This is a genomic window from Ralstonia nicotianae (assembly GCF_018243235.1).
Lineage (GTDB): Bacteria > Pseudomonadota > Gammaproteobacteria > Burkholderiales > Burkholderiaceae > Ralstonia > Ralstonia nicotianae.
On sequence record NZ_CP046675.1, the window covers coordinates 884,578 to 908,580 of the forward strand.

The window sequence follows — 24,003 nt, forward strand, 5'->3', positions numbered from 1 at the left end:
ATGACAAGAGGCACCCACGCCCTCCGACCCTCCCCGCTGCTGCTGCGCGCGATGGCGCTGGCCGCCTGCGCGCTGATGACGGCCTGCGCCGTCGGCCCCGACTACAAGCGCCCGTCGGCCGACGTGCCGCAGCAGTACAAGGAAACCGCCGGAGACTGGAAAGTCGGCACCCCGAGCGATGCCATCACCCGCGGCAAATGGTGGGAGATCTTCGGCGACGCGCAGCTCAACGCGCTCGAAGAGCAGGTGGCCGCCGCCAACCAGAACATCCTGGTGGCCGAGGCGCAATACCGTCAGGCACAGGCGCTGGTGCAGTCGGCGCGCGCGCAGTTCTTCCCGACCATCAGCGCGAGCGCCTCGGCCAGCCGCAGCCGCTCGGTGCGCACCACCACCAATGCCGACGGCAGCCTGTCCACCGGCTCGCCGAGCATCACCAACACCCAGAGCCTGACGCTCGACGCCAGCTGGGAACTGGACCTGTGGGGCCGCATCCGCCGCACGGTGGAGTCCAACAAGGCCAGCGCCGAAGCCAGCGCCGGCGACCTGGCCTCGGCGCTGCTCTCGGCCCAGGCGACACTCGCGCAGGATTACTTCCAGTTGCGGGTCACCGATACGCAGAAGGCCGTCCTGCGGCGCACCGTGGCCGACTACGAGCGCTTCCTGCAGCTGACGCAGAACCAGTACGCGGTCGGCGTGGCGCAGCGCTCCGACGTGCTCACCGCGCAGACGCAGCTCAAGCAGACCCAGGCGCTGCTGCTCGACGCCGAGGTCACGCGGGCGCAGCTGGAGCACGCGATCGCCGTGCTGATCGGCAAGTCGCCCTCGGCGTTCTCCCTGGCGCCGGTCAGCGCCGCGACCGCGCAGGAACTGCCGCCGCTGCCCGACATTCCGCTCGAGATCCCGTCGACGGTGCTGGAGCGCCGGCCCGACATCGCCGCGGCCGAACGGCGCGTGGCGCAGGCGAATGCCAATATCGGCGTCGCCAAGGCAGCCTATTTCCCGACCCTCACGCTGGGCGCCTCCGCCGGCTTGTCGGCCAATACGCTGTCGCGGCTGGCAACGCTGCCCAGCCGCATCTGGTCGATCGGCCCGACGCTGGCCGCCACCCTGTTCGAGGGCGGCGCCCTCAACGCGGCGGTGAACAAGGCCGGCGCCGCCTACGATGCGGCCGTCGGCACCTACCGCCAGACCGTGCTCGGCGCCTTCCAGGACGTCGAGGACAACCTCGCCGCGCTGCGCTGGCAGGCCCAGGAATTCGACGTGCAGAACGATGCCGTCCAATCCGCCCAGGAAGCGGCCCAGCTCGACCTCAACCGCTACCGCGCGGGCACCATCAGCTTCCTCGAAGTCATCACCGCCCAGGCCACCGCCTACACCGCGGAACGAACGCTGCTGACGCTGCAGGGCAAGCGCTATTCGGCCGCCGTGCTGCTGGTCAAGGCGCTGGGCGGCGGCTGGCATGGCGAAGTCCCGGCGGTGGGCCCGGCCGCCGCCCGGGCGGCCTCCGCCACCGCGCCCGCGCAATAGCCGCCGCCCGGCCCCGGGCAACCCCGCGCGTTGCAGCACCGGCAATAACCCCTTGTGGGGTAGGCTGCACGCTGCCCGTCGGATCGACCTATAATCGTCAGAATTTTTTTCAGTTTTGCCCCTGGCGACTGACGGGGCAGAGGATGTTCGCGGCGCGGGCGCGCGGTTTGCGTGCGGGCCGTGTCATGCCGGCCGTTGGCACCTGGCCGGCCCGCTGTTTGCTTGCCGCCATGTCCGCCGCGCGCGTGGCCGGCTGTTGACGTACCCGTGCAATTCCCGCGCGCTACACAACCACCGTCAAGCTCTCTCTGATGACCCGATCCGCGCTTCCCCGTTCCGCCAAACTGCTGGCTGCCGCCGTCTCCGCCACCACGCTCCTTGCCGCCGCCCCGGCCCAGGCCGATCCGTCCGTGCGCGCCATCTACGGCCGCGACAACCGCCACGGCATCGAGAAATACGGCGTCGACATCGATTTCGACTCCGGCTTCCACTGGGGCAACCCGCAGGGCTGGTTCCTGAACCTGGACTGGGAAATCGCGCTCGGCCAGTGGCGCTCGACCAAGGGCACCAACCGCCAGAACCTGACCGAATTCGGCGTGACGCCGCTGTTCCGCCTGGAGAAGCGCGGCGGCTCGTGGGTGCCGTTCATCGAAGCCGGCATCGGCCCGCGCCTGCTGTCGCATACCCGCACCTCGGACGAGCACAACTTCAGCACGGCCTTCCAGTTCTCCGACATGATCGGCGTGGGCGTGGCCTTCGGCAGCAGGCAGCAGTTCCAGGTAGGCTACCGCTTCGAGCACCTGTCGAATGCCAGCATCAAGCGCCCGAACCCGGGCACGGACCTGAACGAGCTGTACTTGCGCTACACCTTCTGAGCCGGTCCACGCACCGCCCTGACAAAAACGGCCTGCCGCAGTGGCAGGCCGTTTGACTTTGGGCGCTCAGTGCGCGTCCGTATCGGGATCGGGACCGCGCTGGCGCATGCTCATCAGGCGCTCGTAGTTGAGCGAGGCGTGGAAGCCGAAATCGTTGCCGCCGGCACGCTTGACTTCGTACATCGCGGCGTCGGCGCAGCGGATCAGCGTCTGGGCATCGCGCCCGTCCGACGGGTAAAGCGCCACGCCGGCGCTCACGCCCATCGACAGCACATGCCCCTCCACCCGGAACGGGGCCTGCAGCTGCTCGATCAGCCGCTCGACGGTCTGCTCGACATCGTCCCGCGTCTGGCAGTGCGTGAGCACGGCGACAAACTCGTCGCCGCCCAGCCGCGCGACGGTGTCCGAAGCGCGCAGGCCGCTGCGCAGGCGCATGGCCGTGGCCTTGAGGACCAGGTCGCCGACCCCGTGGCCGTATTCATCGTTGACCGGCTTGAAGCGGTCCAGGTCGACGAACACCACGGCGACCAGGCTGCCGGCGCGGCGGGCAGCCTGGATGGCGACGAACAGCCGGTCGCGCAGCAGGCGGGCATTGGGCAGGTCGGTCAGCGGATCGTGCAGCGCGAGATGGTGCGCCTGATCCAGCATGGCGCGGCGCCGGGTGACGTCCTGCAGCGTGCCGCTCACGCGCACGGCGATCCCGAGGGCATCGCGCTGGGTCACGCGCCCGCGCGCCGACATCCAGACCCACTGGCCCTCCTGGTTGCGCAGGCGCTGCTCGACCTCGAAGCTGTCGGCGTCGCCGCGCAGATGCCGGTAGATGCGGCGCACGCTCAGGACGGCATCCTGCGGATGCACCATGGCGAACCAGTCCTGCGGATCGGTCGACAGCTCGTCGTGCGCATAGCCGAGCATCTCGGCGGTCCGGCGGTTGAAAGAGACATGGCGCACCCGCATCGACCAGTCGAACGTGCCGAGCCCGGCGCCGTCGAGCACATAGGCCAGCCGCTGCTCGGACGCCTGCAGCGACTCCAGCGCCAGGCGCCGCGCCGTCACGTCCTGCACCTGGACGATCAGGTGCCCGTCCTGGCCGTCGCCCGCCTCCGCCCGCGCCAGCGCGAGATCCGCCTGCACCCACACGGTGCTGCCATCCGGCCGGACGAAGCGGGTCTCGAGCGACAGGGCATCCTGCTCGCCGGCCAGCAGGGCTTCCACCCGTTCGCGGGTGCGGGCGGCGTAGTCGGGGTGGCAGAGGTCGAACAGGTCGCGTGCGCGCAGCGCCTGGGCTTCGTGCCCGGTCAGCGCGCACAGTGCACGGTTCACGTCTAGGAAGCGACCCTTCGGCGCACACAGGCCGATTCCAATCGGCGAATGTTCGATCGCTGCCTTGTACAAATGGTGATCCTCAAGCATGGCGATGCAGTTTCGCGAATGCGGCAGTCCCGGGGGGTTCTGGTCTGGAGCCGGCCGTCCCGCCGGTGCGCGCCGTCTGGCTGCACAGGGCGAACGGGTGGCACTTGGCGTCGTACCCCATGCCGGTCTCGTGGGCCGCGCATGTGGCTGGCGGGCCCGTGCCGCGCGTGAACACGGCAAATCGAGGCGGACTATAGAAGCCGCTGATTAACGGGGCAATCCCTTCCAGCGAGGGGACGTACACCCACCTCACATGCCTGGATCGACGCGAAGGAAACGCGCCCCGCGTCATTCCCGTCAGCGTTGTATCGCGCCCGGCGTATCGGGCACGATCCGGCGGCGCCGGACGCGACAATGTACCACCCCCCGATGGTCGGCAGCAGCTAACCGTTCGGTTAAGGTGACATGATGCGCGGTGCACCGCACACGTCCACCAGGCTCAGGCGCAGGCTCCACCACATGGAGGTGTTGTCTGCACCTGCAGACAACCTTTCGCTGTATCCGGAAGCACAATAAAGGCGCCATCCTGCCCGGTGCTCCGGTATTCTTCAAGCATTGCGTCGGGGGGTACGGTTTTCTCTACACACAGCCAAGCGGCGGTACAGCCAGCAGCCAGGGAGGTGGTATGGAACTGAGTTTTGTCGCCCCGGGGACACGGACACCCCGCTATGCACTCAAGCTGGCGGGTCTTCCCGAGACCGTCGAACCGATCGATCCGGCCTGGATCGACGACGCCCTGACCGCCGCGCTGCGGGTCTTCGAGGCCCATCGCGTCCATTTCGCCGACGCCTATTTCGCCTATCGCGCACGCGAGACGTCGCACGAGACGGTCGGCCGGAGCGCCGCCGCCGGCATCGGCGCCATGCAGCCCGCCGGCGACCTGCTCGACGACACGCCGCTGCTGGCGGATACGTTTGCGATCGCGCAGCTGGCCGCCCTGGTGTCGCTGGAAGCGACGGGCCTGACGGACATCATCGACGTGCGCCTGGTGGTCGAGCGGCTGCGCGACAATGCCCCGGCGGCGCCCGACCCCGGCCCGGGCGACATCACCCTCTCCCCCGACCTCCTCTCCGTCGCGCGCAGCCCGGGCGGGCCGCGCTGACGGGCGGCCCCTCCCGCGCGGGCATTGCCGCGCATCCACCGGGGCGCCACCGCCCCGAGGCACCGCGCGGGCACGGCCATGCGCCGCGCTCCCGTTGCGGTGGAACGGTCCGGCTGGCCACGGCAGCGTGATCTGCGATGCCCATATCGGAGGGGCCGCGCCCTCTCCGGCCCGCAAGCGACCCCGGGTGCGCTTAAAGTTATGTCCGGCCACGCCGTATATGACTGCGGGAGCGCTGGCCCAGCCGCCCCGACGCACCATGATCGAACTCCAACCTCTCGACATCCCCCTTGCCGCCCCCCTGCCCTGGCCCATGCTGGAGCCGGATGGGCAACTGCTCGTCCCCAAGGGCGACGTGATCCACTCGCCCGAAGAAATCGACCTGCTGTTCACGCTGCACCGGCCGCACCGGCGAATGGACGTGGCGACGCCCGCTTCGGCCGAGTTCGCCCACTCGCAGTTTCCCCAGCCCCTGCTCCCGGACATGGACGACGCCCCGGCGGACGAACGGTCGATCGCCCTGGAGCGGCTGGGCCTGCGCCCCGGCGGCGTGCTGACCGTGCGCCTGACGGCGGGCGCCGGCCAGAGCAAGGGCAGCGCCCGCGTGATCGGCTACAGCCCGCAGCGCCACCTGCTCATCACCGTGCCCACCGACAACGGCCGCTCCCTGATGCCGGTGAAGGACGAGCTGCTGGAGATCCACTCCTTCTCGGGCGAGGGCATCGCCAGCTTCGAATGCACGGTGATGGCGGTCTGCCGCCTGCCGTTCGAATACGCGGTGCTGTCGCCGCCGCGGCGTATCAAGCGCCGTCCGCTGCGCAAATCGCTGCGCATCCGCGCCAACGTGGTCGGCAAGATGCTGGTCAGCGGGGAGCCGCCGCGCATGATCCATATCTCCGACCTCAGCACCACCGGGGCGTCGTTCCGCTCGGCGCATCGGCTGGAGGTGAGCGGCGCGCCGGCCCGCCTGCGCTTCCGCGTCAAGACGCGCGACTACCACTCCGAGCTGGTGGCCCCCGCGCTGATCCGCAGCGAAAAGCCGGCCGGCGACCTGCCCAACGTCTACCAGTACGGCGTGGAGTTCCTGGAACTGGCGGCCGCGCAGAAGATGCTGCTGCAATGCTTTATCTACGAGCAGCTGCTGTGGGGCGGCCAGCGCATCGTCTGATGGCCTGACGGCCCCGGCATCGGGGCCCGCGGCGTCGGCTTACAGATGGTGGTAGCCGACGTCGCCGCGCACCTTGCCGCGGAACACGTAGTACGACCACACCACATACAGCAGCGTGATCGGCAGCAGGAACAGCGTGCCGATCAGCAGGAAGCCCTGCGACTTGGGCCCGGCCGCGGCATCCCACAGTGTGATGTGCGGCGGCGCCACGAAGGGCCAGAGGCTGATGATGAGCCCCGTGTAGGCCAGGAAGAACAGGCCGATCGAGGCAAAGAACGGCGCCAGCTCGCGCCGCTTGTCCAGCGAATCCCACAGCCACCACGTCAGCAGCGCGGTCAGCACCGGCACCGGCGAGAAGATCAGCAGGTTCGGCCAGCTGAACCAGCGCGCGGCGATGCGGGCATCGGCCAGCGGCGTCCAGATGCTGATCATCACGATGAAGGCCAGCACGCCGAACAGGCAGCGGCGGGACTGCACGCGCGCCCATTCCTGCAAGTCCCCCTCGGTCTTCATCACCAGCCACGTCGCGCCCTGCAGCGCGTAGCCGAAGATCAGGCCGACGCCGGTCAGCAGCGGGAACGGGGCGACCCAGTCCCAGCTGGAGCCGGAGAACTGGCGCCCCTCCACGGGAAAGCCGGTGATGAAGTTGCCCAGCACCACGCCCTGCGCGAACGTCGCGATGAACGAGCCGAGATAGAAGCCGGTGTCCCACAGGCGGCGGTGCGCGCCCTCCACCTCGCGAAACTCGAAGGCCACGCCCCGGAACAGCAGCCCCAGCAGCATGATCAGGATGGGGAAATACAGCGCCGGCATGATGACCGTGAACGCCAGCGGAAACGCCGCCAGCATGCCCCCGCCGCCGAGGATCAGCCAGGTCTCGTTGAAATCCCAGATCGGGGCGACCGAGGCGATCATGGTGTTGCGGTGCGCCTCGTCGGGATGGATGCCGAACAGCATGCCGACGCCCAGGTCGAATCCGTCCAGCAGCACGTACATCAGCACGGCCAGGGCCAGGATGCCCGCCCACAGGGGCACGAGATCAAGCAGCATCGGGGCCTCCGCGCGGATGAGGTGGATGGCCCGCCTCGTCGGACTCCCCGGCGGCGGACAGCGGACGGGCCGGACGCTCGTGCGGCGTGAATTCCGGCTCCTCGACGTTGTGCCCGCCCGGGCCGCCGCGCGCCAGCCGCAGCAGCAGCGTCAGCCCGCCGCCGAAGATCACCAGGTAGCAGAGCATGTAGCCGGCCAGCGACAGCGCCACGTCGGCCGCCGTCAGCGAGGGCGTGACGCCCTGGGCGGTGCGCAAATGCCCGTAGATCACCCAGGGCTGGCGGCCGACCTCGGTGGTGGTCCACCCCGCCAGCACGGCGATGAAGCCCAGCGGCGCGCCCCAGGTCGCCGCATGCAGATACGCATCGGCCTGGAGCAGCCTGCCGCGCCGGTGCAGCAGCAGGCCCCATGCCACCAGGGCCAGCATCAGCATGGCGACGCCCACCATGATGCGGAACGCGAAGTAGACGATGATCACCGGCGGCCGGTCTTCGCGCGGGAAATCCTTCAGGCCCTTGACCTCGCCGTCCCAGCGGTGGGTCAGGTACAGGCTGCCGAGCGCGGGGATGGCGATCTCGTAGCGGTTGGTCTCGGCCTGCGCATCGGGAATCGCGAACAGCGAGGCCGGCGCGTGCGTGCGCGTCTCCCACAGTCCTTCCATTGCAGCCAGCTTGGCGGGCTGGTGCTCCAGCGTGTTCAGCCCGTGCAGGTCGCCGACCACGATCTGCAGCGGCACCATCACCGCCAGGAAGAACAGCGCCATGCGCACCATGATGCGGCTCTCGTCCACGAAGCGCCCGCGCCGCAGGTAATACGCGCCCACGGCCAGCACGACGAAGCCCGTGGTCACCACGAAGGCCGTCACGGTATGCACCAGGCGATACGGAAACGAGGGATTGAAGATCACCGCCAGCAGGTCGGTGGGAAAGTAGCGGCCATCGACGACCTCGAAGCCGACCGGCGTCTGCATCCAGCTGTTGACCGCCAGGATCCAGAACGACGACAGCACCGTGCCGAGCGCCACCATCACCGCCGACAGCACGTGGGCCCACTGCGGCACCAGCTTGCGCCCGAACAGCAGTACCCCCAGGAAGCCCGCCTCCAGGAAGAAGGCCGTGATCACCTCGTAGCCCATCAGGGAGCCGATCACGTTGGAGGCGGCATCGGAAAACCGGCTCCAGTTGGTGCCGAACTGGAACGGCATCACGATGCCCGACACCACGCCCATGCCGAACGACACCGCGAAGATCTTGGTCCAGAACGTGGACAGGCGGCGGAACACGTCGTCGTTGGTGATCCACCAGCGCACCTCGAGCGTCGCCACGAAGCACGACAGGCCCACCGTGAACGCCGGCAGCAGGATATGCAGCGCCACCACCCAGGCAAATTGCACGCGCGACAACAGCAGAGCGTCGAATGTCACTGACACCTCCAGCATGCAAGTCCCGTGGGGGCCGGTCGCAGCCAGCATGTGCGGATAAGCATAGTGCCTGCCACCGAGCCTGCAAGGGCGCGATGCCGCCGCAAACCGCATGCCGTTGCCCGCCGCGCGGCGGGAATCGCGGCGGCCCGCCCCCGCCGACGTGCGATTCCCGCGACAATGCACCTGGATTCAGCCATCCGGGCCGGGTTTCCGCTTATGATGGCTGCAGGCCCGCCCCCAATCCAGCGAACGCGTCGCCGGCGGCGAGCAGTCCCCACCGCGTTATCCGTATCAAGGCATTAGCAGGACGATTCCCATCTATGAGTCGCGCAAGGTCTGTCGCGCCGCCTGGTCTGGACCCCGTTTCCGGATTGCCTGACCGCGAACGATTCGTCCAGCTGCTGGCCCGGACGCCGCATCCCGTTCCCTCCGGCGGCGTTGGCGCACTGCTGCTGATCGGCTTCGACCATTTTGCCGAGGCGGCAGCCTCGCTCGGGCCCCTCGCCGCGCGCAACGTCATGGTCGAATGCGCATCACGCCTGCAAGCGCTGTGCCCCCAGGCCGTGGATGGCGCCGCGCCCGTGGTCGGGCGGATCGGGCCGGAAACCTTTGCGGTCGCGTCGGCCGCGTTTGCGTCGGCGCAGGCCGTCCATGATCTGGCCCGCCGCATCTCGGCCTCGCTCACGCGGCCGTTCATCACCGCGGGCTACGAACTGGTGTGCTCGTGCAGCATCGGCATGACCATGTTCGATGGTCCCCCGGCCGACGCCGCCCGCCTGATCGAACAGGCCGACCGCGCCCTCTTCCATGTGCAGCACGGCGGCGAGCAGAGCCCGGCCATGTACGCCCCCGCCGCCACGGCAGGCGCGCCCGGGATTGCCGCGGATACAAACGATCCCGTCAGCGAGCATCCGCGGCTGGCGGCTCAGCTGCGGCATGCGCTGGCGCGTCGGCAGTTCAGCCTGAACCTGCAGCCGCAGCTCAGCCTGGTCAACGGCCAGATCGTCGGCTACGAATTCCTGCTGCGCTGGATCTCGCCCGAACTCGGCGGCGTCGCGCCGGCGGACTTCCTGCCGATCCTGGAGCAGACCGGCGATATCCGCAAGGTCGGGCACTGGGTGCTCGACAATGCCGCGCAGATGCTCGCCGGCCTGCAGCGCGAAGAGGCCGAGCGTGCCGGCACGGCCCGCCAACCGGACCTGCACGCCGCAGTGAATCTGTCGGATGCCCAACTGCTCGACCCGCAGCTGAGCGAGGTGGTACGCGACATTGCCGCGCGCCACGCGGTGCCCACCGCGCGCCTGGTCTTCGAGGTGTCCGAGCACACGCTGCTGCGGGCCGGCGCGGCGGCACGGCAGGCCGTGGATGCGCTGCATGCCTGCGGCGCGCGCGTGGCGGTGGAAGATTTCGGGGCGACCGCGCACAGCCTCGACTGCCTGGCGCAGTTCCGCCCGGACCAGGTCAAGCTCGACCGCGGCGTGGTCGGCGCGGTCTCCGGCGCCGGGGACGACACCGCACTGCAGCGCCTGGTGGTGGCGGCCCACGACGCCGGCGTGCCCGTCACGGCCACGCGGGTGGAAACGGCGGCCCAGTTGCAGGCCTTGCGGGCCTGCCGCTGCGATGTCATCCAGGGCTACCTGCTGTCGCAGCCCTTCCCGGCGCGCTGGATCGACGATACGCAGGGCGTCATCGCCGAACGCGCGCGCGATCTGATGCCGTAACGGCCGCCGCGCGGGCGGCCGCTTCGCCTCAAGCGTGCCCCACGCGGAACGCCGAGACCGCCTGCCGCAACGCTTCGGCCTGCGCCTCCAGCGATTCGGCGGCGGCCGCGGCCTGCTCCACCAGCGCCGCGTTCTGCTGCGTCACCTCGTCCATCTGGTTCACCGCCTGGTTGACCTGCTCGATGCCCGAGCTCTGCTCGTCCGACGCCGAGCTGATCTCGCCCATGATGTCCGTCACGCGCTTGACCGCCACCACCACTTCGTCGATCACCGTGCCGGCCTCGGCCACCAGCTTCGAGCCATTCTGCACGCGGTCGACCGAATCCGAGATCAGTTCCTTGATTTCCTTGGCCGCCGTGGCCGAGCGCTGCGCCAGGCTGCGCACCTCGCCCGCCACCACCGCGAAGCCGCGACCCTGCTCGCCGGCCCGGGCCGCTTCCACCGCCGCGTTCAGCGCCAGGATGTTGGTCTGGAACGCAATCCCTTCGATCACGCCGATGATGTCGGCGATCTTCTTGCTGCTGCCGTTGATGCCGGCCATGGTCTCGACCACGCGGCCGACCACTTCGCCGCCCTTGACCGCCACATCGGAGGCGTTGACCGCCAGCGTGCTCGCCTGGCGCGCGTTGTCCGCGTTCTGCTTCACGATCGAGGTCAGCTCCTCCATGCTGGAGGCGGTTTCCTCCAGCGACGAAGCCTGCTGTTCGGTGCGCTGCGACAGGTCGGCGTTGCCGGCGGCGATCTGCTTGGTGGCGCTGGCGATCGAGTCGGAGCCGGTGCGGACCTGTCCGACCATCTTCTGCAGGCTCGACTGCATCGACGCCACGGCGTGCATCAGGCGCGCGGTCTCGTCGCGGCGGCCGGCGCGGGTGGGCTCGTCCATGCGGGTGGCGAGATCGCCCGCGGCCATGCGCTCGAACACGTGGATGGCCCGCTCCAGCGGCCGCACCAGCGTGCGGCCCAACACGCCGCGCGCCACCACCGACAGCACCAGCGCGGCCAGCAGCAGGCCGCCCGAGAGCCAGACGCTCGCGGCGTAGCGCGACTGCGAACGGTCGAAACGGGCCTGGCCGTAAGCGAAGCGCGCCTTGACCAGCGGCTGCAGCGCGGCGTCATAGACCGCGAACAGCTGCGGCACCTGGGTGGTGTTCAGATCGCGGTAGGTGGTCAGGTCGCTGCGCTCCAGCGCGGTGATGGCCGGTTCCAGCGCGGTCTTGACGAACCGGGCGCGCGCGGCATCGGCGGCTTGCAGTTGGGCCCGGTCGGCGTCGGGGATGGGCAGTTGCGTGAACGCCGCCCACGCCGCATTGGCCGCATCGACCATCGCGTGCGCGTCCTTGAGCAGCTTGGCCAGTTCTTCCGGCGAGGACACCGAATCGAAGTTGGTCAGGTGGATGCGCGCCCACAGCAGGTTGGCCGTGTCCTTGGCCAGCAGGTCGAGGCCCTTGGCATCTTCCAGGTAGACGGCGCGCAAATCGGCGTTGGTGGCCCGGCCGGTGGCGATGCCGGTGCCGCCCACCGCCGCGATCATCACGGCAAAGGCGGCGACGAGCACCGTCAGGCGTGTCCGGATACTGGAGTCCATCCACTTCCACATGAGCATTTCCCCCTCTGGTTGTCCGTGGGCGGGTACCGCGCGGCGCGGCGTCGGCGCGCGCGTGTCCTCACCCGTGCTGCTCCAGAAGGACATATCGGCGGGGGCCATCGGAAATGGAGGGCCTCCCCACCGATGTCCGGTATGGGCCCTCAGGGAGCCGCAAGACTGTGAAAAAGATGCGGCCAGCGCACCCTTCGCTGGTGGGGAGCGCATTAGAATGACCGATACGCCACCACTGGCGGCAACACATGATCCTGGCGGCGCCCGTGCGTGCCGCGCCGCCATCCATTAGGGGAAAGAGATGAAGAAACTGATCGCTTTGCTGGCCCTGGGCTGTGCCGTCCTGGCCGGCTGCAACACCATGTCGGGCATCGGCAAGGACATCCAGGCCGGCGGCCAGAAGCTGGAAAACGCCGCCGACAACACCAAGCAGAAGATGTAATCCGGACGGTCGACCGGACACCCGGCCCCGCCTCGAAACGCCGCGCCATGCGGCGTTTTTTGTTGCCCGCCGCGGGCATGCACGGGTCGCGCGACATCCGTGCCTGTCCGCCGCGGCCGCGCGCTATGTCAGAATGCGCCCATTGTTGTGTGCCCGGCCGTGCTTCTCCTTCGATCCCTCGATGCCGACCAGTACCACTGCATTTGCCGCGTTCATCTTCCTGGTGCACTGCGTGGGCGTGCTCGCCGCGGGGCACGCCGTGCTGACGGTGCGCACCTCGCAGGGCGCCATCGCATGGGCCATCTCGCTCGTCACGCTGCCCGAGTTCACGCTGATCCCCTACCTGATCTTCGGGCGCAGCACCTTTGCCGGCTATGTCGATGCCCGGCGCTTCCACAATGCCCGCCTGCGCGAGATCACGCTCTCCGACGACTGGCGCCGCCTGCGCGACCATGAGTCGGCCGTGGTCGCGCCGCAGCATGCGTGCATGCAGGCCCTGCCGCGGCTGACCGGCATGCCGTGCCTGGCCCGCAACCGGGTACGCCTGCTGGTCAACGGGGCCGAGACGTTCAAGGCCATCTTCGCCGCCATCAAAGCGGCGCGGCAGGTCCTGTTCGTGCAGTTCTTCATCGTGCACGACGACGCGCTCGGCCGCCGGCTGGCCGAGGCGCTGCTGGAGCGCGCCCGCGCCGGGGTGCGCATCTACTTCCTGTTCGACCGCATCGGCAGCCATGCCCTGCCCGGCCACTACGTGCGGCAGCTCGAAGCCGGCGGCGTGATGGTGCGGCCGTTTTCCACCCATGCTGGCGTCGTCAACCGCTTCCAGCTCAACTTCCGCAACCACCGCAAGCTGGTGGTGGTGGACGGCGAGCGCGCCTACGTGGGCGGCCACAACGTCGGCACCGAATATCTGGGCGAGCATCCGCCGCTGGCGCCATGGCGCGACACCCACATCGAAATCGTCGGCGCGGCGGTGATGGACCTGCAGCTGACCTTCGCCGAAGACTGGTACTGGGCCGCGCACGAAGTGCCACAGCTGATCGTGCCGAGGGAGCGGCCGGGCGAGGACATGGTCTGCCAGGTGGTCGCCAGCGGCCCGGCCGATCCGCAGGAGACGTGCTCGCTGTTCTTTGTCGAGGCGATCCAGTCGGCGCGCAAGCGGCTGTGGATCACCACGCCGTACTTCATCCCCGACGAGGCCGTGTTCGCCGCGCTGCGGCTCGCGGTGCTGCGCGGCGTGGACGTGCGCATCCTGATCCCGGCGCGGCCGGACCATCGCGTGGTGTTCCACGCCTCCACGCTGTATGCCTACCAGGCCATCCGCGCCGGGGTGAAGATCTACCGCTACCTGCCGGGCTTCCTGCACCAGAAGGTGGTGCTGATCGACGACGAGGCCGCCGCCGTGGGCAGCGCCAACCTCGACAACCGCTCGTTCCGCCTGAACTTCGAGCTGATGGTCGTCACCGCGGATCACCGCTTCGCCAATGACGTCGCGCAGATGCTGGAGGCGGACTTTGCGCACGCCACGCGCATCGGCCGCGACGAGTACGAGCATGCGCACCCGGCGCGGCGCGTGGTGATGCATGTGGCCAAGCTGTTCGCGCCGATTCTCTAGCGCGACGGCTTACTGCGGCGCGTCCTGGGGCGGTGGTTCGCTTGCGGCTGCGTCCCGCTTGAGTTCGGCGGTATCCTTTTCCACCTCATTGAAGCGCTTGATGACCGCAGCCCTGCCAGACCGGGTATTCATGCCGTTGGCTTCAAGCGCCTCCAGCACGTCGGAGGGCAGCTGCTTTTTCGCTAACGCTTTCTTGATGGCTGCAGCGGCCCCCGGGTGGGCATCGCCCATTGTGCTGAGCGCTTCCGCCTGCTGATTGATCAAAATCTTGCGGACGGAAACATTCTGAGCGGCACGCAACTTATCGGGACGCTGGTGTACATACCCTCCGCCATCGGGCGATCCGAGGCGGATGCTCGAGCTGCGGCCAAGCACTTCGCCTTCTTTGCGCGAGCGTGGCTTGTCGATGAATTCTTCCTTCAACACCACGTCGTTGAATTTCACTTTCTTTGGCACCCGTGCCGCCGCGGCAGAAGATTCCGCCCCATCTGCAGCGGGGGCATGCCGTGGCCCGGCGAGCGCTGACTTCGAGGGCAGACTCATGTAGGCCCGCGTCTGCGCGGATGGGGCATCCTCGTGCATTTTCGCTGCGAGAGAGGACGGTGAAGGCCGGATCTTGCTGCGCAGCGATCCGATGTAATCCTCAGCCGGCGCCTGCCGAGGCGACTTCCCGCTGGATTTGGCGATACCGGCAGCGCCCAGTGCGTCACGCATGGGCCCGATGGCGAGTTGGCCGGCCGATTTCAGTGCCTTCAACGCTTTCAGCGGCAGACTGGCACTGCGAGGCCGGACCTGAGCCGCAGGTGTCTGCGGCGTGGAAGCCGGATCACTGGGGGTGGATGGGGTTTGAGTGACATGGGTTGTACCGGATTTCCGGACGCGGTTCATGGTGGTTTCCTCGAGAAAAACCTCGGGGCCACGGTCTGTACGGTCTGCCGCATGGTCTCCGTCGGTCAGGCAACCGTACCGACGCCACCATCCGCGTGCCGGGGGCGCCTCCGAAGCCTCGACGCCCACCACGAACCCGCCGGATCACACCATGCGCCGGATTCCGAACCGCTGTGCGCGGCGGCGCCACACCAGCCCGTAATACAACCCCTGCATCACAAACATCGTGATGAACGCCGCCGGATACGCCGCCCAGATGCCATTGGTGCCGATGTGCCGGCACAGCATCCACGCGACCGGCACCTCCACCGCCGCGATCGCCAGGATGGAGATGGCGGTGGGCGCGAAAACGGTGCCGCTGGCGCGCATCACCCCCGCGAACACGCTCGCCATGCCGAACACGACCGAGCTCCACAGTGAGATGTGCAGCAGGCTCTGTGTCAGATCAATCACCGCCGCACTGCGGGTGAACAGGCCGACCACCGCGCGCGAGAACAGCAGCGCCACCACCACCAGCAGGCCGGAGATCGCCACGTTCAGCCACAGGCCGGTGCGCGTGATGGCATCGAGCCGGTCCGGCCGGCCCGCGCCGATGGCCTGCGCGCCCAGGATGGACGCCGTGATGGCGATCGACATGGCTGGGAACTGCACGTAGCTGATGATCTGCGTGCCGGCGCCGTAGGCCGCGGTGGCATCCGAGCCGAAGCGGTTGACCAGCGACAGCAGCGACAGCTCGGCGATAGAGATCACCACCAGTTGCACCCCCGACGGCACGCCGATCTTCAGCACGGTCTTCAGCACCTTGGCATCGATCCGCAGATGGCGCGCCAGCGCAGCGTCGGGCGCGAGCGGATGCTGCCGGCGGCGCAGATGAAACGCCAGCCAGGTGAGCGCGACCAGCAGCGACACGATGGTGGCGATGGCGCCGCTGGCCACGCCCATCTGCGGCAGGCCGAACCAGCCGCGGATCAGCGAAGGCGTCAGCACCAGGCCGACCGTCGTGGACAGCAGCAGCGTGCGCAGCGGCGTGCGCGTATCGCCCACGCCGCGCAGCATGGCCGTGGACAGCAGGAAGACGAACAGGCCGGGCATCGCGTACAGCATCACGCTGGCATACACGGCGGCATCGGGCAGGATGTCGGCCGGCGTGCCGAGCCAGCCCAGCAGCGCATGCGCGAACGGCCAGCCCAGCAGCGCCACCGCCACGCCGGCCAGCAGGCCGACCGACAGCGTGGTGCCGGCCACGGTCTTGACCGCCTCGGGCTTGTGCGCGCCCCACGCCTGCCCGATCAGCACCGACGCGCCCGCCCCCAGCCCGATGATGAAGGCGATGAAGAAGAAGACGATGGGAAAGAACGCCGACACCGCCGCCAGCGCCCGCACGCCCAGCATGTGGCCGACATAGACGTTGTTGAGCGTGCCCGACAGCGACTGCAGGATATTGGCGAGGATCAGCGGCCCGAGGAATGACAGAAAGGTCCGCCACAGCGGACGGGCGGGTGGCGCCGTCATGTGACCGCCTCGTGGGAGGCGGACGGCGCATCGGCCGGCGCGGTGGCCGTCTCGAACGCGCCGCGCGCCAGTTCGCGCGCGAAATCGCGCACGTCGGCCGGCCAGGGCTGGGTCAAGGCGGCAAAGCGACCCGCGTCCGCCGCGAACAGCGCGCGCGTGGCCTCTTCGAAGCCGGGCGCATCGCCGGCCATGGCCGACATGAAGCGGTAAGCGGCCTCCTGCGCATTGCGGCGGCGGTCCGGACCTTCGGCCGCGCGGCTGGCCGCCTCCACCAGCTTGCGCAGGGTCACGGAGGCGCCGCCGGGCTGGGCCGCGAGCCAGTCCCAGTGGCGCGGCAGGAGCGTGACTTCGCGGGCGGTCACGCCCAGCTTGGGGCGGCCGGGGCCGCGCGGGCGGGTGGACGGCTCGCGTGCATCGGCGTCGGCATCGGCCGCCCCATCGAGCCGGGCCGCGACCGCCTCGGCGGTGCCGCGGAGGTCGAATTCCACCGGGCACGCAGTCGCATTGTCGAACACCAGGACCCGCGCCTCGGGATACGCGTCCAGATGCAGCTTGACGGCCGTGGCCACGTCCCGGACGGAGCCGGCGGCCAGGCGGCGCGAACCGGTGAACGCTGTACAAGCACGAACTGCTGCGGCATCCATGAATCGCCCTCCTGCGGGGGAAATCTCAACAGGAGCGAATTTTACCCGGATTTATTAGCCTCCCGTCAATATTGCCCGGGTCAAATCGGCATTCACGCAACAGCGAGCCCGACGGCTACCTTCGGGACGGGTTTCCTGCCTGCTGCTTCGACCAGTTGTCCAGCACGCCGACCACCTCCACGTGACCATGCTTGAGCGCCAGCAGCATGGCCTTGGGCAGGTCGACGCTGGCGTTGGCCTGGAGCAGCGCGCTCACGCCCTCGGCATTGCCGCGCGCCACCGCGCGCATCAGCGCGGTCTTGCCGTGGCGGTCGAACCGGTTCAGCTTGGCCTTGGGGATCAGCAACCGGACCAGCGCCATGTGGCCAGCGTCAATGGCGGCCATCAACGCCGTGGTGCCATCCTTGGTATGGGCATTGACATTGGCACCGGCCTTGACCAGCGCCTCCGCGCACGCGAAATGCCCGCCCCTGCAGGCGGCGATCAAGGGGGTCGTCGCATTGTTGTTGCCTCTGTTGGCATTCGCCCGCAGGCTCAGCAGCATCGTCACGACACCCTCGTGACCGTTCTCCGAAGCGGCCATCAGTGCCGTTTTACCGCTGGCGGCCTGATCGTCCAGGCTGGTCACGTGTCGCGACAGCACACCGACCGAGGCCGCATCGCCAACGCGGGCGGCGAGAAAGAGTGCGGTCTCGCTCCTGGCGTTCTTCGCCTCGACGCAAGCCCCGGCCAGGACCAGCGTGCCGACGGCTGACGCCTTGCCGTGCCGCGCGGCACGCATCAGCGGCGTCTCGCGCCGGACGTTCCGCGCATCGGGCGATTCGCTCTTGGGCAGCAGTTCGGCCAGCAGTTGGTCAAAGCCATGCTCGGCGGCATAGTGCAGCGCGGTGTTGCCGGCCGCGTCCGCGCGGTCCGCACGGTCCACCACCGCGCAGAGCTGCTCGGCGAGCGCGCGCTCGCCTTGCCGCAACACCTGCAGCAGCACCCTCTGCTGCGCGCCTGGCGACTGCTTGCGGATCGTCGCGAGCGCGTACGCAACCAGGAAGGCATCGTGCGCGGGCGCGGCCTCGCGATAGCGCCGCACGGCGGGGTGACTGAGATCCTCGAGCCAGCCCATGGGGTCTTTGTGCTGCCGGATCAGCGTCCAGACGGCCTCCGGCTCGAGCGTCTTCAACTGGCCGGGGTCCGTCGTGTTCATCAGCGCTGCCTTGCGGACGGCAATCGGTCCATGATGCCAGGCGGACTTGTGCAGATCGGCAATCATCAAGGGCCGGTAGCCCTTCTCGCCATCCTGACTGCGCATCTTGACGTAGAAGTCGTCGCCGCCGACATCCTTGATGCTGTGCCCGTCGGGCGTCGGCGCCATGCGCAGGAACTTGAAGGGCTCCAGCAGCTCGCACTGCCGCAGATTGCGGGCGATGGCGCGGGCCAGCAGGGTCGGGGTTTCGATGACGGAATAAGGCGCGTCCTTCGTTCCCCGGCCCTGGTGCGGGTTGATCAGCACGTCGCTCGGGATGTTGCCGTAGCGCATCTCCAGCGCGGCCTCCAGCGATTTGTCGTAGTCACGGTAGAACTGCCACGCCTCGTCCGCGGTCAGCGCCCGCTGGCAATAGGGCTTCAGGCGCTCGTGCACTTCGCCCAGGCAGGCTTCCGCCATCCGCCGGACCATCGCGCCGGCGGTCACGCGCTGCCTGACGAAGGCTTTGCATGCCGCCAGATGCCGCCCGACTTCCGGCGGAACGAAACTGTCCACGCGCCCGGCCACGCCGTATTCTTCGGCCAGGTGGTTGCGGTAGCCGTTGGCGAGGTGGATCTCGTAGAGCGCGTAGTCCGCCATGCCGCAATGCTGCTGCTGCGCGAACTCGCGGACGGCCTGATCGAGCAGCGCTTCCCAGGTCTGCCGGGCATGGTTCAAGAGGCCGTGCTGGCTCAGATGCAACGCCTGCGCGGCGATGTCCAGGTTGCTTGCCGTCCCCTCCGAGCACTCCAGCAGGCCCTTCGCCAGTTCCTCCACGGCCGACACACGCACGCCCATCGGAATGGCCGGGTTGCCCACGCCCGAGCAGAACCCATCGAAGGCGACCTTGCCCTCGCCGTACATGCGGCGGATCTGCGTCGAATACATCCCCTCGTGACCCGCCCCGATCCGCTTGCCGAACGCGTCGAGCGCATGGATCGCTGTGTCACGCTCTGGCGTCCCGTTGACGCGCAGGAAATCCTTCAGCTTGTCGATGCCGGCGCGATACTGCCCCGCCACCCGCTTGCCCTTGGGCGAGGCCTCGAAATCGGCCATGGACGTACCGTCCTCCTCCGACTGGTACGAAACCGCTTTTTCATTGTGGTAGGGCTCGGCCGGCGCGGACGTGCCGGTACCGGGCCGCAGGAAATTCGGGGTGACTTTGAGCATGATGACGCGACGGTGCTGCACTGGCGATGGACGGAGCGACGCGCACGGACCGGCGCCGGCGCACTGGACACGCCGACACAATGGACGCGGTGGACGCGGTGGACGCGGTGGACGCGCAAACGCAAACGGTACGCTTTCCCCGCCCGGCACGCCGGTGCCGGCCCGAACGCGCCGAGCGTCGCCCGAACCCCCGCGCCGCGCCGGCATGCCCGGTCGGACCGCCAACAAAAAAGGGACCGCGCCGGCGGTCCCCTCCCGTTCCGTCCTGCCCGCGACCGCTCAGGCCGCCTGCTGCACCCGCGCCTCCACCAGCAACCGCTTGAGCTCCGGCACGCACGAGCCGCAGTTGCCGCCCGCCTTCAGGCACGCGGTGATCTCGCCGGTCGATTGCAGCCCCTTGGCGCGGATCGCGTCGCAGATGGTGTTGCGGCCCACGCCGAAGCAGGAGCATACGGTCGGGCCGGCATCGGCGCCGGCTTCGATCGGCTGGCCAAGGAGCACGCCCGCGCGATCGATGTCTTCCAGGCGGTCGTGCGCGAACAGCCCGGCCAGCCAGTTGCGCGACGGCAGGTCCGGCCGCGGCGACAGGAAGATGCACGCTTCGATACGATCGTCCACCACGTACACGGCGCGGTAGACGCGCGCGGTGGTGTCTTCGTATTCGAGCCAGTCGGCGTGGGGGTCGTCCACGCCCAGCAGCCGGCGCGCCCATGCGTGCGCCGAGCCGATCTGCTGGCGGCCGGCCAGCTCGTAGCGCACGAACTGGCGGCCCTGGATGCGCGTCCACCAGGTGGCTTCGCCGGCATCGAGCGCGCGGCGCGACAGCACGAAGCCGTGCCAGGCCACGTCGAACGGCTCGACCATCACCGGCGTGTGCTTGAACTCGGGCTCGCCGGAGACCGGGTCGACCACCGGGTTGACCACCGCGCCCACGCGCGCGTCGGAGGCAAACTGGCCGTTCCAGTGGATCGGCACGAACACGCTGCCGCGCGCGATGCCGCCGCTCATGCGCACGCGCGCCACCACGCTGCCCCAGCGCGAGCCCACGCGCGCCAGCGCGCCCTCGCGCACGCCGGCCAGCAGCGCGTCGTGCGGATGCAGGTCGACGAACGGTTCGGGCACGTGATCGGCGAGCTTGGGGGCGCGGCCGGTGCGCGTCATGGTGTGCCACTGGTCGCGCACGCGGCCGGTGTTGAGGATGAGGGGGTAGTCGCTGTCCGGCGCGTGCACCGGCGCGCGGGCTGCCGTGGGCACGAAGCGCGCGCGGCCGTCGGCATGGGCGAAGCGGCCATCGCTGAACAGCCGCGCCTCGCCGGCCCCGCCGAGGGTGACCGGCCATTGCACCGGCGCCATGCCGTCGTAGGCGTCGGCATCCAGCCCCGTCAGGCCGCCGAGGTGGAAGGCGCGGCGCACACCCTGCGGGCCGTTGGCAAAGGCGGACAGGCGCGCGTGCTCGTCGAACACGTCGTGCGGGCCCTTGAAGTCGAAGCCGTCGTAGCCCATGCGGCGGGCCACGTCGGCGATGATGTCCCAGTCGGCGCGGGCCTCGCCCGGTGCGGGGAGGAAGGCGCGCTGGCGCGAAATGCGCCGCTCGGAGTTGGTGACGGTGCCGTTCTTCTCGCCCCAGCCGAGCGCCGGCAGCACGATATCGGCCAGCAGCGTGGTGTCGGTCGCCTCGACGATGTCGGAGGCCACCACCAGCTCGCACTTGGCCAGCGCGCGGCGCACCTGGTCGGCATCGGGCAGGCTGACCACCGGGTTCGTGCCCATGATCCACACGGCCTTGACGCGGCCGGCCTCGATGGCCGAGAACAGGTCGACCGCCTTGAGGCCCACCTTGTCGGCCATGCGCGGCGCGTTCCAGAACGTCTGCACCAGCTCGCGGTGCTGCGGCTCGTGCAGCTCCAGGTGGGCGGCCAGCATGTTGGCCAGCCCGCCCACCTCGCGCCCGCCCATCGCGTTCGGCTGGCCGGTGATGGAGAACGGCCCCATGCCGGCATGCCCGATGCGGCCGGTCAGCAGGTGGCAGTTGATGATGCTGTTGACCTTGTCGGTGCCCGCCGACGACTGGTTGACGCCCTGCGAGAATGCGGTGATGGTGCGCGGCGTGTCGGCGAACCAGCCGTAGAAGGTCAGCAGGTCGTCGAGCTTGAGCTTGCAGGCCCGGGCCACTTCGGCCACGTCGTCGGCATCCGCGTCGGCGGTGCGCAGGGCATCGTCCAGGCCGCTGGTGTGCAGGTCGACGAAGTCGCGGTCGACCGCGCCGCGCCGCGCCAGGAACGACAGCAGGCCGTTGAACAGCCGCACATCGGTGCCCGGCCGGATCGGCAGGTGCAGGTCGGCCAGCTCGCAGGTGGCGGTGTGGCGCGGATCGACCACCACCACCTTGACCTCCGGCCGGGCCTCCTTCACGCGCACGATGCGCTGGAACAGGATCGGGTGGCACCACGCGGTGTTGGAGCCGACCAGCACGATCAGGTCGGCCGCTTCCAGGTCGTCGTAGCAGACCGGCACCAGATCTTCGCCGAAGGCGCGCTTGTGCCCGGCCACGGCCGACGACATGCACAGCCGCGAGTTGGTGTCGATGTTGGCGCTGCCGATGAAGCCCTTCATCAGCTTGTTGGCGAGGTAGTAGTCCTCGGTCAGCAGTTGGCCGGAGACGTAGAGCGCGACGGCGTCCGGGCCGTGTTCGTCGACGATGCGGCGGAAACCCTGCGCGACGGCATCGAGCGCCGCGTCCCACGCTACGCGGCGCAGCGGCGCGGGCGGCGCGTCCGGGTCGGGCGTGCGCTCGCGCATGGCCGGATGCAGCAGGCGGCCGTCCAGGCCAACGGTCTCGCCCAGCGCCGAGCCCTTGACGCACAGCCGGCCGGCATTGGCCGGATGCGCCGGGTCGCCCGCGATGCCGACGCTGCCATCGGCGCGCGGCGTGGCCAGCACGCCGCAGCCGACGCCGCAGTACGGGCACGTGGTGCGCACGGCCTCGGTGAGCGGGTGGATGGGGATCGTCGTCATCGTCATGAGGGGGCGTACTTTATCGTTGTCAGGCGGCCTCGGCCTCGCACAGCGCGCGGCCGAACAGCAGGCGCTGGCGCATCGCCGCGATGGGCGCCTGCCGCTGGATCAGCTCGAAATACCACGGCCCGTCGGCCACGTCGCCGTACAGCACCGCGCCGACGATGCGGTCGTCCTTGAGCACCAGCCGCTTGTAGACGCCCCGGCGCGGATCGCGCAGCACGATGTCTTCGGTGCCGTCGCCGCCGATGAAGTCGCCGGCCGAGTACAGGTCCACACCGGTGACCTTCAGCTTGGTCGCCGTGGCCTGCTGCACGTAGCGGCGGTGGCCGGCGCCGGCCAGGTGCGCAGCGCACACGCGGGCCTGGTCCCAGATCGGGGCGACCAGGCCGAAGGTGGCGCTGCGGTGCTGCACGCATTCGCCCACGGCGTAGATGCGCGGGTCGTAGGTCTGCAGCGTGTCGTCCACCACGATGGCGCGTTCGCAGTGCAGGCCGGCCGAGCGCGCCAGCTCGATGTTCGGGCGCACGCCGGCGGTCATCACGACCAGGTCGGCGGGGATCTCCGTGCCGTCCTTGAAGCGCACGGCGGTTACGCGGTCGGTGCCGATCAGCTCGGTGGTCTGCGCGCCCAGCAGGAAGCGCAGGCCCTTGGCCTCCAGCGCGACCTTGAGCAGCGCGGCGGCGGGCTTGTCGAGCTGGCGCTCCATCAGCGTGTCGCTGATGTGCACCACGGTCGCGTCCATGCCCTGCCGCATCAGGCCGTTGGCGGCCTCCAGCCCCAGCAGGCCGCCGCCGATCACCACCGCGTGCCGGTGGTTGCGCGCGGCGTCGAGCATGGTCTCCACGTCCTGGATGTCGCGGAAGGCGATCACGCCCGGCAGCATGTGCCCCGGCACCGGCAGGATGAACGGCCGCGAGCCGGTGGCCATCAGCAGCCGGTCATAGCGCACCTCCACCCCGCCGCGCGAGCGCACCGTGCGGCGCGGACGATCGATCGCCACCACCGGGTCGCCCGCGTGCAGCGTGATGCCGTGCTCTTCGTACCATTCGCGCGTGTTGAGCATGATGTCATCCACGCGCTTCTCGCCCGCCAGCACCGGCGAGAGCAGGATGCGGTTGTAGTTGCCGTGCGGCTCCTCGCCGAACACGGTGATGTCGTACAGGTCGGGCGCCAGCTTGAGCAGCTCCTCGACCGTGCGCATGCCGGCCATGCCGTTGCCGATGACGACCAGCTTGGGGCGGGCGGCGCAGCTCATTGCTGTGCGATCCAGACCTTGCCGTCTTCCACCTTGGCGGCGTAGGCCGGCACCGAGTTGGCCGGGGCTTCCAGGCACTCGCCGGTGGCCAGGTCGAAGTGCTGCTTGTAGATGGGCGAAGCCACCACGATGCGCTCGCCCAGGTTGCCGACCAGGCCGCGCGAGAGCACGGCGGCGTCCGCGTTCGGGTCGTAGTTGCCGATGGCGTAGACGCGGCGCGGCGCATCGCCGGCCACGTGGAACACGGCGATTTGCGCCCCCCCGACCAGCGCGCAGACGCCGGTGTTGGGCACGATGTCGTCCAGCGCGCAGATGGCGGTCCAATGATTGGCTTGCATGACGTCCT

18 protein-coding genes are annotated in these 24,003 nt (G+C 69.3%); 7 read left to right on the forward strand and 11 right to left on the reverse strand.

Features of this window, described 5'->3' with window-relative positions; all coding sequences use genetic code 11:
* A complete protein-coding gene (locus GO999_RS20060; protein ID WP_011004486.1) occupies positions 1 to 1,527 on the forward strand; it encodes an AdeC/AdeK/OprM family multidrug efflux complex outer membrane factor in 1,527 nt (508 codons plus the stop codon).
* A gap of 311 nt (positions 1,528 to 1,838) precedes the next feature.
* On the forward strand, positions 1,839 to 2,402 hold the full coding sequence (locus tag GO999_RS20065) for an acyloxyacyl hydrolase (protein ID WP_211907162.1): 564 nt from the start codon (positions 1,839 to 1,841) through the stop codon (positions 2,400 to 2,402).
* Positions 2,403 to 2,468: 66 nt separating this feature from the next.
* On the opposite strand, the gene GO999_RS20070 is transcribed toward GO999_RS20065, so the two are convergent.
* Positions 2,469 to 3,815, reverse strand: a complete 1,347-nt coding sequence (locus GO999_RS20070) for a diguanylate cyclase domain-containing protein (RefSeq protein WP_028854506.1) — start codon at positions 3,813 to 3,815, stop codon at positions 2,469 to 2,471.
* 625 nt (positions 3,816 to 4,440) lie between these two features.
* Between GO999_RS20070 and GO999_RS20075 the strand changes: the two genes are divergently transcribed.
* The gene (locus GO999_RS20075; RefSeq protein WP_011004490.1) at positions 4,441 to 4,917 is read left to right on the forward strand and encodes a hypothetical protein; all 477 of its coding nucleotides are present in this window, start codon (positions 4,441 to 4,443) and stop codon (positions 4,915 to 4,917) included.
* A gap of 259 nt (positions 4,918 to 5,176) precedes the next feature.
* Positions 5,177 to 6,085, forward strand: coding sequence for a flagellar brake protein (locus GO999_RS20080; protein ID WP_211907163.1), 909 nt, complete (start codon positions 5,177 to 5,179; stop codon positions 6,083 to 6,085).
* Positions 6,086 to 6,124: 39 nt separating this feature from the next.
* Here the strand turns inward: GO999_RS20080 and cydB are convergent, their stop codons facing one another.
* On the reverse strand, positions 6,125 to 7,135 hold the full coding sequence (cydB, locus tag GO999_RS20085) for a cytochrome d ubiquinol oxidase subunit II (RefSeq protein ID WP_011004492.1): 1,011 nt from the start codon (positions 7,133 to 7,135) through the stop codon (positions 6,125 to 6,127).
* Positions 7,125 to 8,573, reverse strand: coding sequence for a cytochrome ubiquinol oxidase subunit I (locus GO999_RS20090; RefSeq protein ID WP_011004493.1), 1,449 nt, complete (start codon positions 8,571 to 8,573; stop codon positions 7,125 to 7,127). The genes cydB and GO999_RS20090 overlap by 11 nt, the downstream gene beginning before the upstream one ends.
* Before the next feature lie 305 nt (positions 8,574 to 8,878).
* Here GO999_RS20090 and GO999_RS20095 point away from each other — a divergent pair, with 305 nt between their 5' ends.
* The gene (locus tag GO999_RS20095) at positions 8,879 to 10,279 is read left to right on the forward strand and encodes a bifunctional diguanylate cyclase/phosphodiesterase (RefSeq protein WP_071507194.1); all 1,401 of its coding nucleotides are present in this window, start codon (positions 8,879 to 8,881) and stop codon (positions 10,277 to 10,279) included.
* A 28-nt stretch (positions 10,280 to 10,307) separates the two neighbouring features.
* Here the strand turns inward: GO999_RS20095 and GO999_RS20100 are convergent, their stop codons facing one another.
* Positions 10,308 to 11,876, reverse strand: a complete 1,569-nt coding sequence (locus GO999_RS20100) for a methyl-accepting chemotaxis protein (RefSeq protein ID WP_071507207.1) — start codon at positions 11,874 to 11,876, stop codon at positions 10,308 to 10,310.
* 301 nt (positions 11,877 to 12,177) lie between these two features.
* Here GO999_RS20100 and GO999_RS20105 point away from each other — a divergent pair, with 301 nt between their 5' ends.
* A complete protein-coding gene (locus tag GO999_RS20105; RefSeq protein ID WP_011004496.1) occupies positions 12,178 to 12,318 on the forward strand; it encodes an entericidin A/B family lipoprotein in 141 nt (46 codons plus the stop codon).
* 181 nt (positions 12,319 to 12,499) lie between these two features.
* Complete coding sequence (cls, locus tag GO999_RS20110) at positions 12,500 to 13,933, forward strand: cardiolipin synthase (RefSeq protein WP_058907264.1); 1,434 nt, start codon at positions 12,500 to 12,502, stop codon at positions 13,931 to 13,933.
* Positions 13,934 to 13,942: 9 nt separating this feature from the next.
* Here cls and GO999_RS20115 read toward each other — a convergent pair whose 3' ends face one another.
* The 7 genes from GO999_RS20115 to nirD form a co-directional block, all read right to left on the reverse strand.
* Complete coding sequence (locus GO999_RS20115; RefSeq protein WP_071507193.1) at positions 13,943 to 14,821, reverse strand: type III effector protein; 879 nt, start codon at positions 14,819 to 14,821, stop codon at positions 13,943 to 13,945.
* 144 nt (positions 14,822 to 14,965) lie between these two features.
* Entirely contained in the window at positions 14,966 to 16,333 is a 1,368-nt protein-coding gene (locus GO999_RS20120) for an MATE family efflux transporter (RefSeq protein ID WP_071507192.1), read from the reverse strand.
* Positions 16,330 to 16,977 (reverse strand): DUF2239 family protein, encoded by a 648-nt coding sequence (locus GO999_RS20125; RefSeq protein WP_011004500.1) that lies wholly within the window; start codon positions 16,975 to 16,977, stop codon positions 16,330 to 16,332. The genes GO999_RS20120 and GO999_RS20125 overlap by 4 nt, the downstream gene beginning before the upstream one ends.
* 115 nt (positions 16,978 to 17,092) lie before the next feature.
* Positions 17,093 to 19,384 (reverse strand): ankyrin repeat domain-containing protein, encoded by a 2,292-nt coding sequence (locus GO999_RS20130; RefSeq protein WP_211907164.1) that lies wholly within the window; start codon positions 19,382 to 19,384, stop codon positions 17,093 to 17,095.
* A gap of 279 nt (positions 19,385 to 19,663) precedes the next feature.
* Positions 19,664 to 22,405, reverse strand: a complete 2,742-nt coding sequence (locus GO999_RS20135) for a nitrate reductase (RefSeq protein WP_020830347.1) — start codon at positions 22,403 to 22,405, stop codon at positions 19,664 to 19,666.
* Positions 22,406 to 22,427: 22 nt separating this feature from the next.
* A complete protein-coding gene (locus GO999_RS20140) occupies positions 22,428 to 23,657 on the reverse strand; it encodes an NAD(P)/FAD-dependent oxidoreductase (RefSeq protein ID WP_071014743.1) in 1,230 nt (409 codons plus the stop codon).
* Positions 23,654 to 23,995 carry a nitrite reductase small subunit NirD gene (gene nirD / locus GO999_RS20145; RefSeq protein ID WP_011004505.1) on the reverse strand — a complete coding sequence of 114 codons (342 nt, stop codon included), beginning with the start codon at positions 23,993 to 23,995 and terminating at the stop codon, positions 23,654 to 23,656. The genes GO999_RS20140 and nirD overlap by 4 nt, the downstream gene beginning before the upstream one ends.
* Positions 23,996 to 24,003: the final 8 nt, after the last annotated feature.

What these genes read in the sequence shown, in the direction of transcription:
- GO999_RS20125 (WP_011004500.1), bottom strand. Translation starts at nt 16,977, where the DNA reads ATGGATGCCGCAGCAGTTCGTGCTTGTACAGCGTTCACCGGTTCGCGC.
- GO999_RS20130 (WP_211907164.1), bottom strand. Translation starts at nt 19,384, where the DNA reads ATGCTCAAAGTCACCCCGAATTTCCTGCGGCCCGGTACCGGCACGTCC.
- GO999_RS20100 (WP_071507207.1), bottom strand. Translation starts at nt 11,876, where the DNA reads ATGTGGAAGTGGATGGACTCCAGTATCCGGACACGCCTGACGGTGCTC.
- GO999_RS20135 (WP_020830347.1), bottom strand. Translation starts at nt 22,405, where the DNA reads ATGACGATGACGACGATCCCCATCCACCCGCTCACCGAGGCCGTGCGC.
- GO999_RS20080 (WP_211907163.1), top strand. Translation starts at nt 5,177, where the DNA reads ATGATCGAACTCCAACCTCTCGACATCCCCCTTGCCGCCCCCCTGCCC.
- GO999_RS20065 (WP_211907162.1), top strand. Translation starts at nt 1,839, where the DNA reads ATGACCCGATCCGCGCTTCCCCGTTCCGCCAAACTGCTGGCTGCCGCC.
- GO999_RS20075 (WP_011004490.1), top strand. Translation starts at nt 4,441, where the DNA reads ATGGAACTGAGTTTTGTCGCCCCGGGGACACGGACACCCCGCTATGCA.
- GO999_RS20120 (WP_071507192.1), bottom strand. Translation starts at nt 16,333, where the DNA reads ATGACGGCGCCACCCGCCCGTCCGCTGTGGCGGACCTTTCTGTCATTC.
- cydB (WP_011004492.1), bottom strand. Translation starts at nt 7,135, where the DNA reads ATGCTGCTTGATCTCGTGCCCCTGTGGGCGGGCATCCTGGCCCTGGCC.
- GO999_RS20115 (WP_071507193.1), bottom strand. Translation starts at nt 14,821, where the DNA reads ATGAACCGCGTCCGGAAATCCGGTACAACCCATGTCACTCAAACCCCA.
- cls (WP_058907264.1), top strand. Translation starts at nt 12,500, where the DNA reads ATGCCGACCAGTACCACTGCATTTGCCGCGTTCATCTTCCTGGTGCAC.
- GO999_RS20060 (WP_011004486.1), top strand. Translation starts at nt 1, where the DNA reads ATGACAAGAGGCACCCACGCCCTCCGACCCTCCCCGCTGCTGCTGCGC.
- GO999_RS20095 (WP_071507194.1), top strand. Translation starts at nt 8,879, where the DNA reads ATGAGTCGCGCAAGGTCTGTCGCGCCGCCTGGTCTGGACCCCGTTTCC.
- GO999_RS20105 (WP_011004496.1), top strand. Translation starts at nt 12,178, where the DNA reads ATGAAGAAACTGATCGCTTTGCTGGCCCTGGGCTGTGCCGTCCTGGCC.
- GO999_RS20140 (WP_071014743.1), bottom strand. Translation starts at nt 23,657, where the DNA reads ATGAGCTGCGCCGCCCGCCCCAAGCTGGTCGTCATCGGCAACGGCATG.
- GO999_RS20090 (WP_011004493.1), bottom strand. Translation starts at nt 8,573, where the DNA reads ATGCTGGAGGTGTCAGTGACATTCGACGCTCTGCTGTTGTCGCGCGTG.
- GO999_RS20070 (WP_028854506.1), bottom strand. Translation starts at nt 3,815, where the DNA reads ATGCTTGAGGATCACCATTTGTACAAGGCAGCGATCGAACATTCGCCG.
- nirD (WP_011004505.1), bottom strand. Translation starts at nt 23,995, where the DNA reads ATGCAAGCCAATCATTGGACCGCCATCTGCGCGCTGGACGACATCGTG.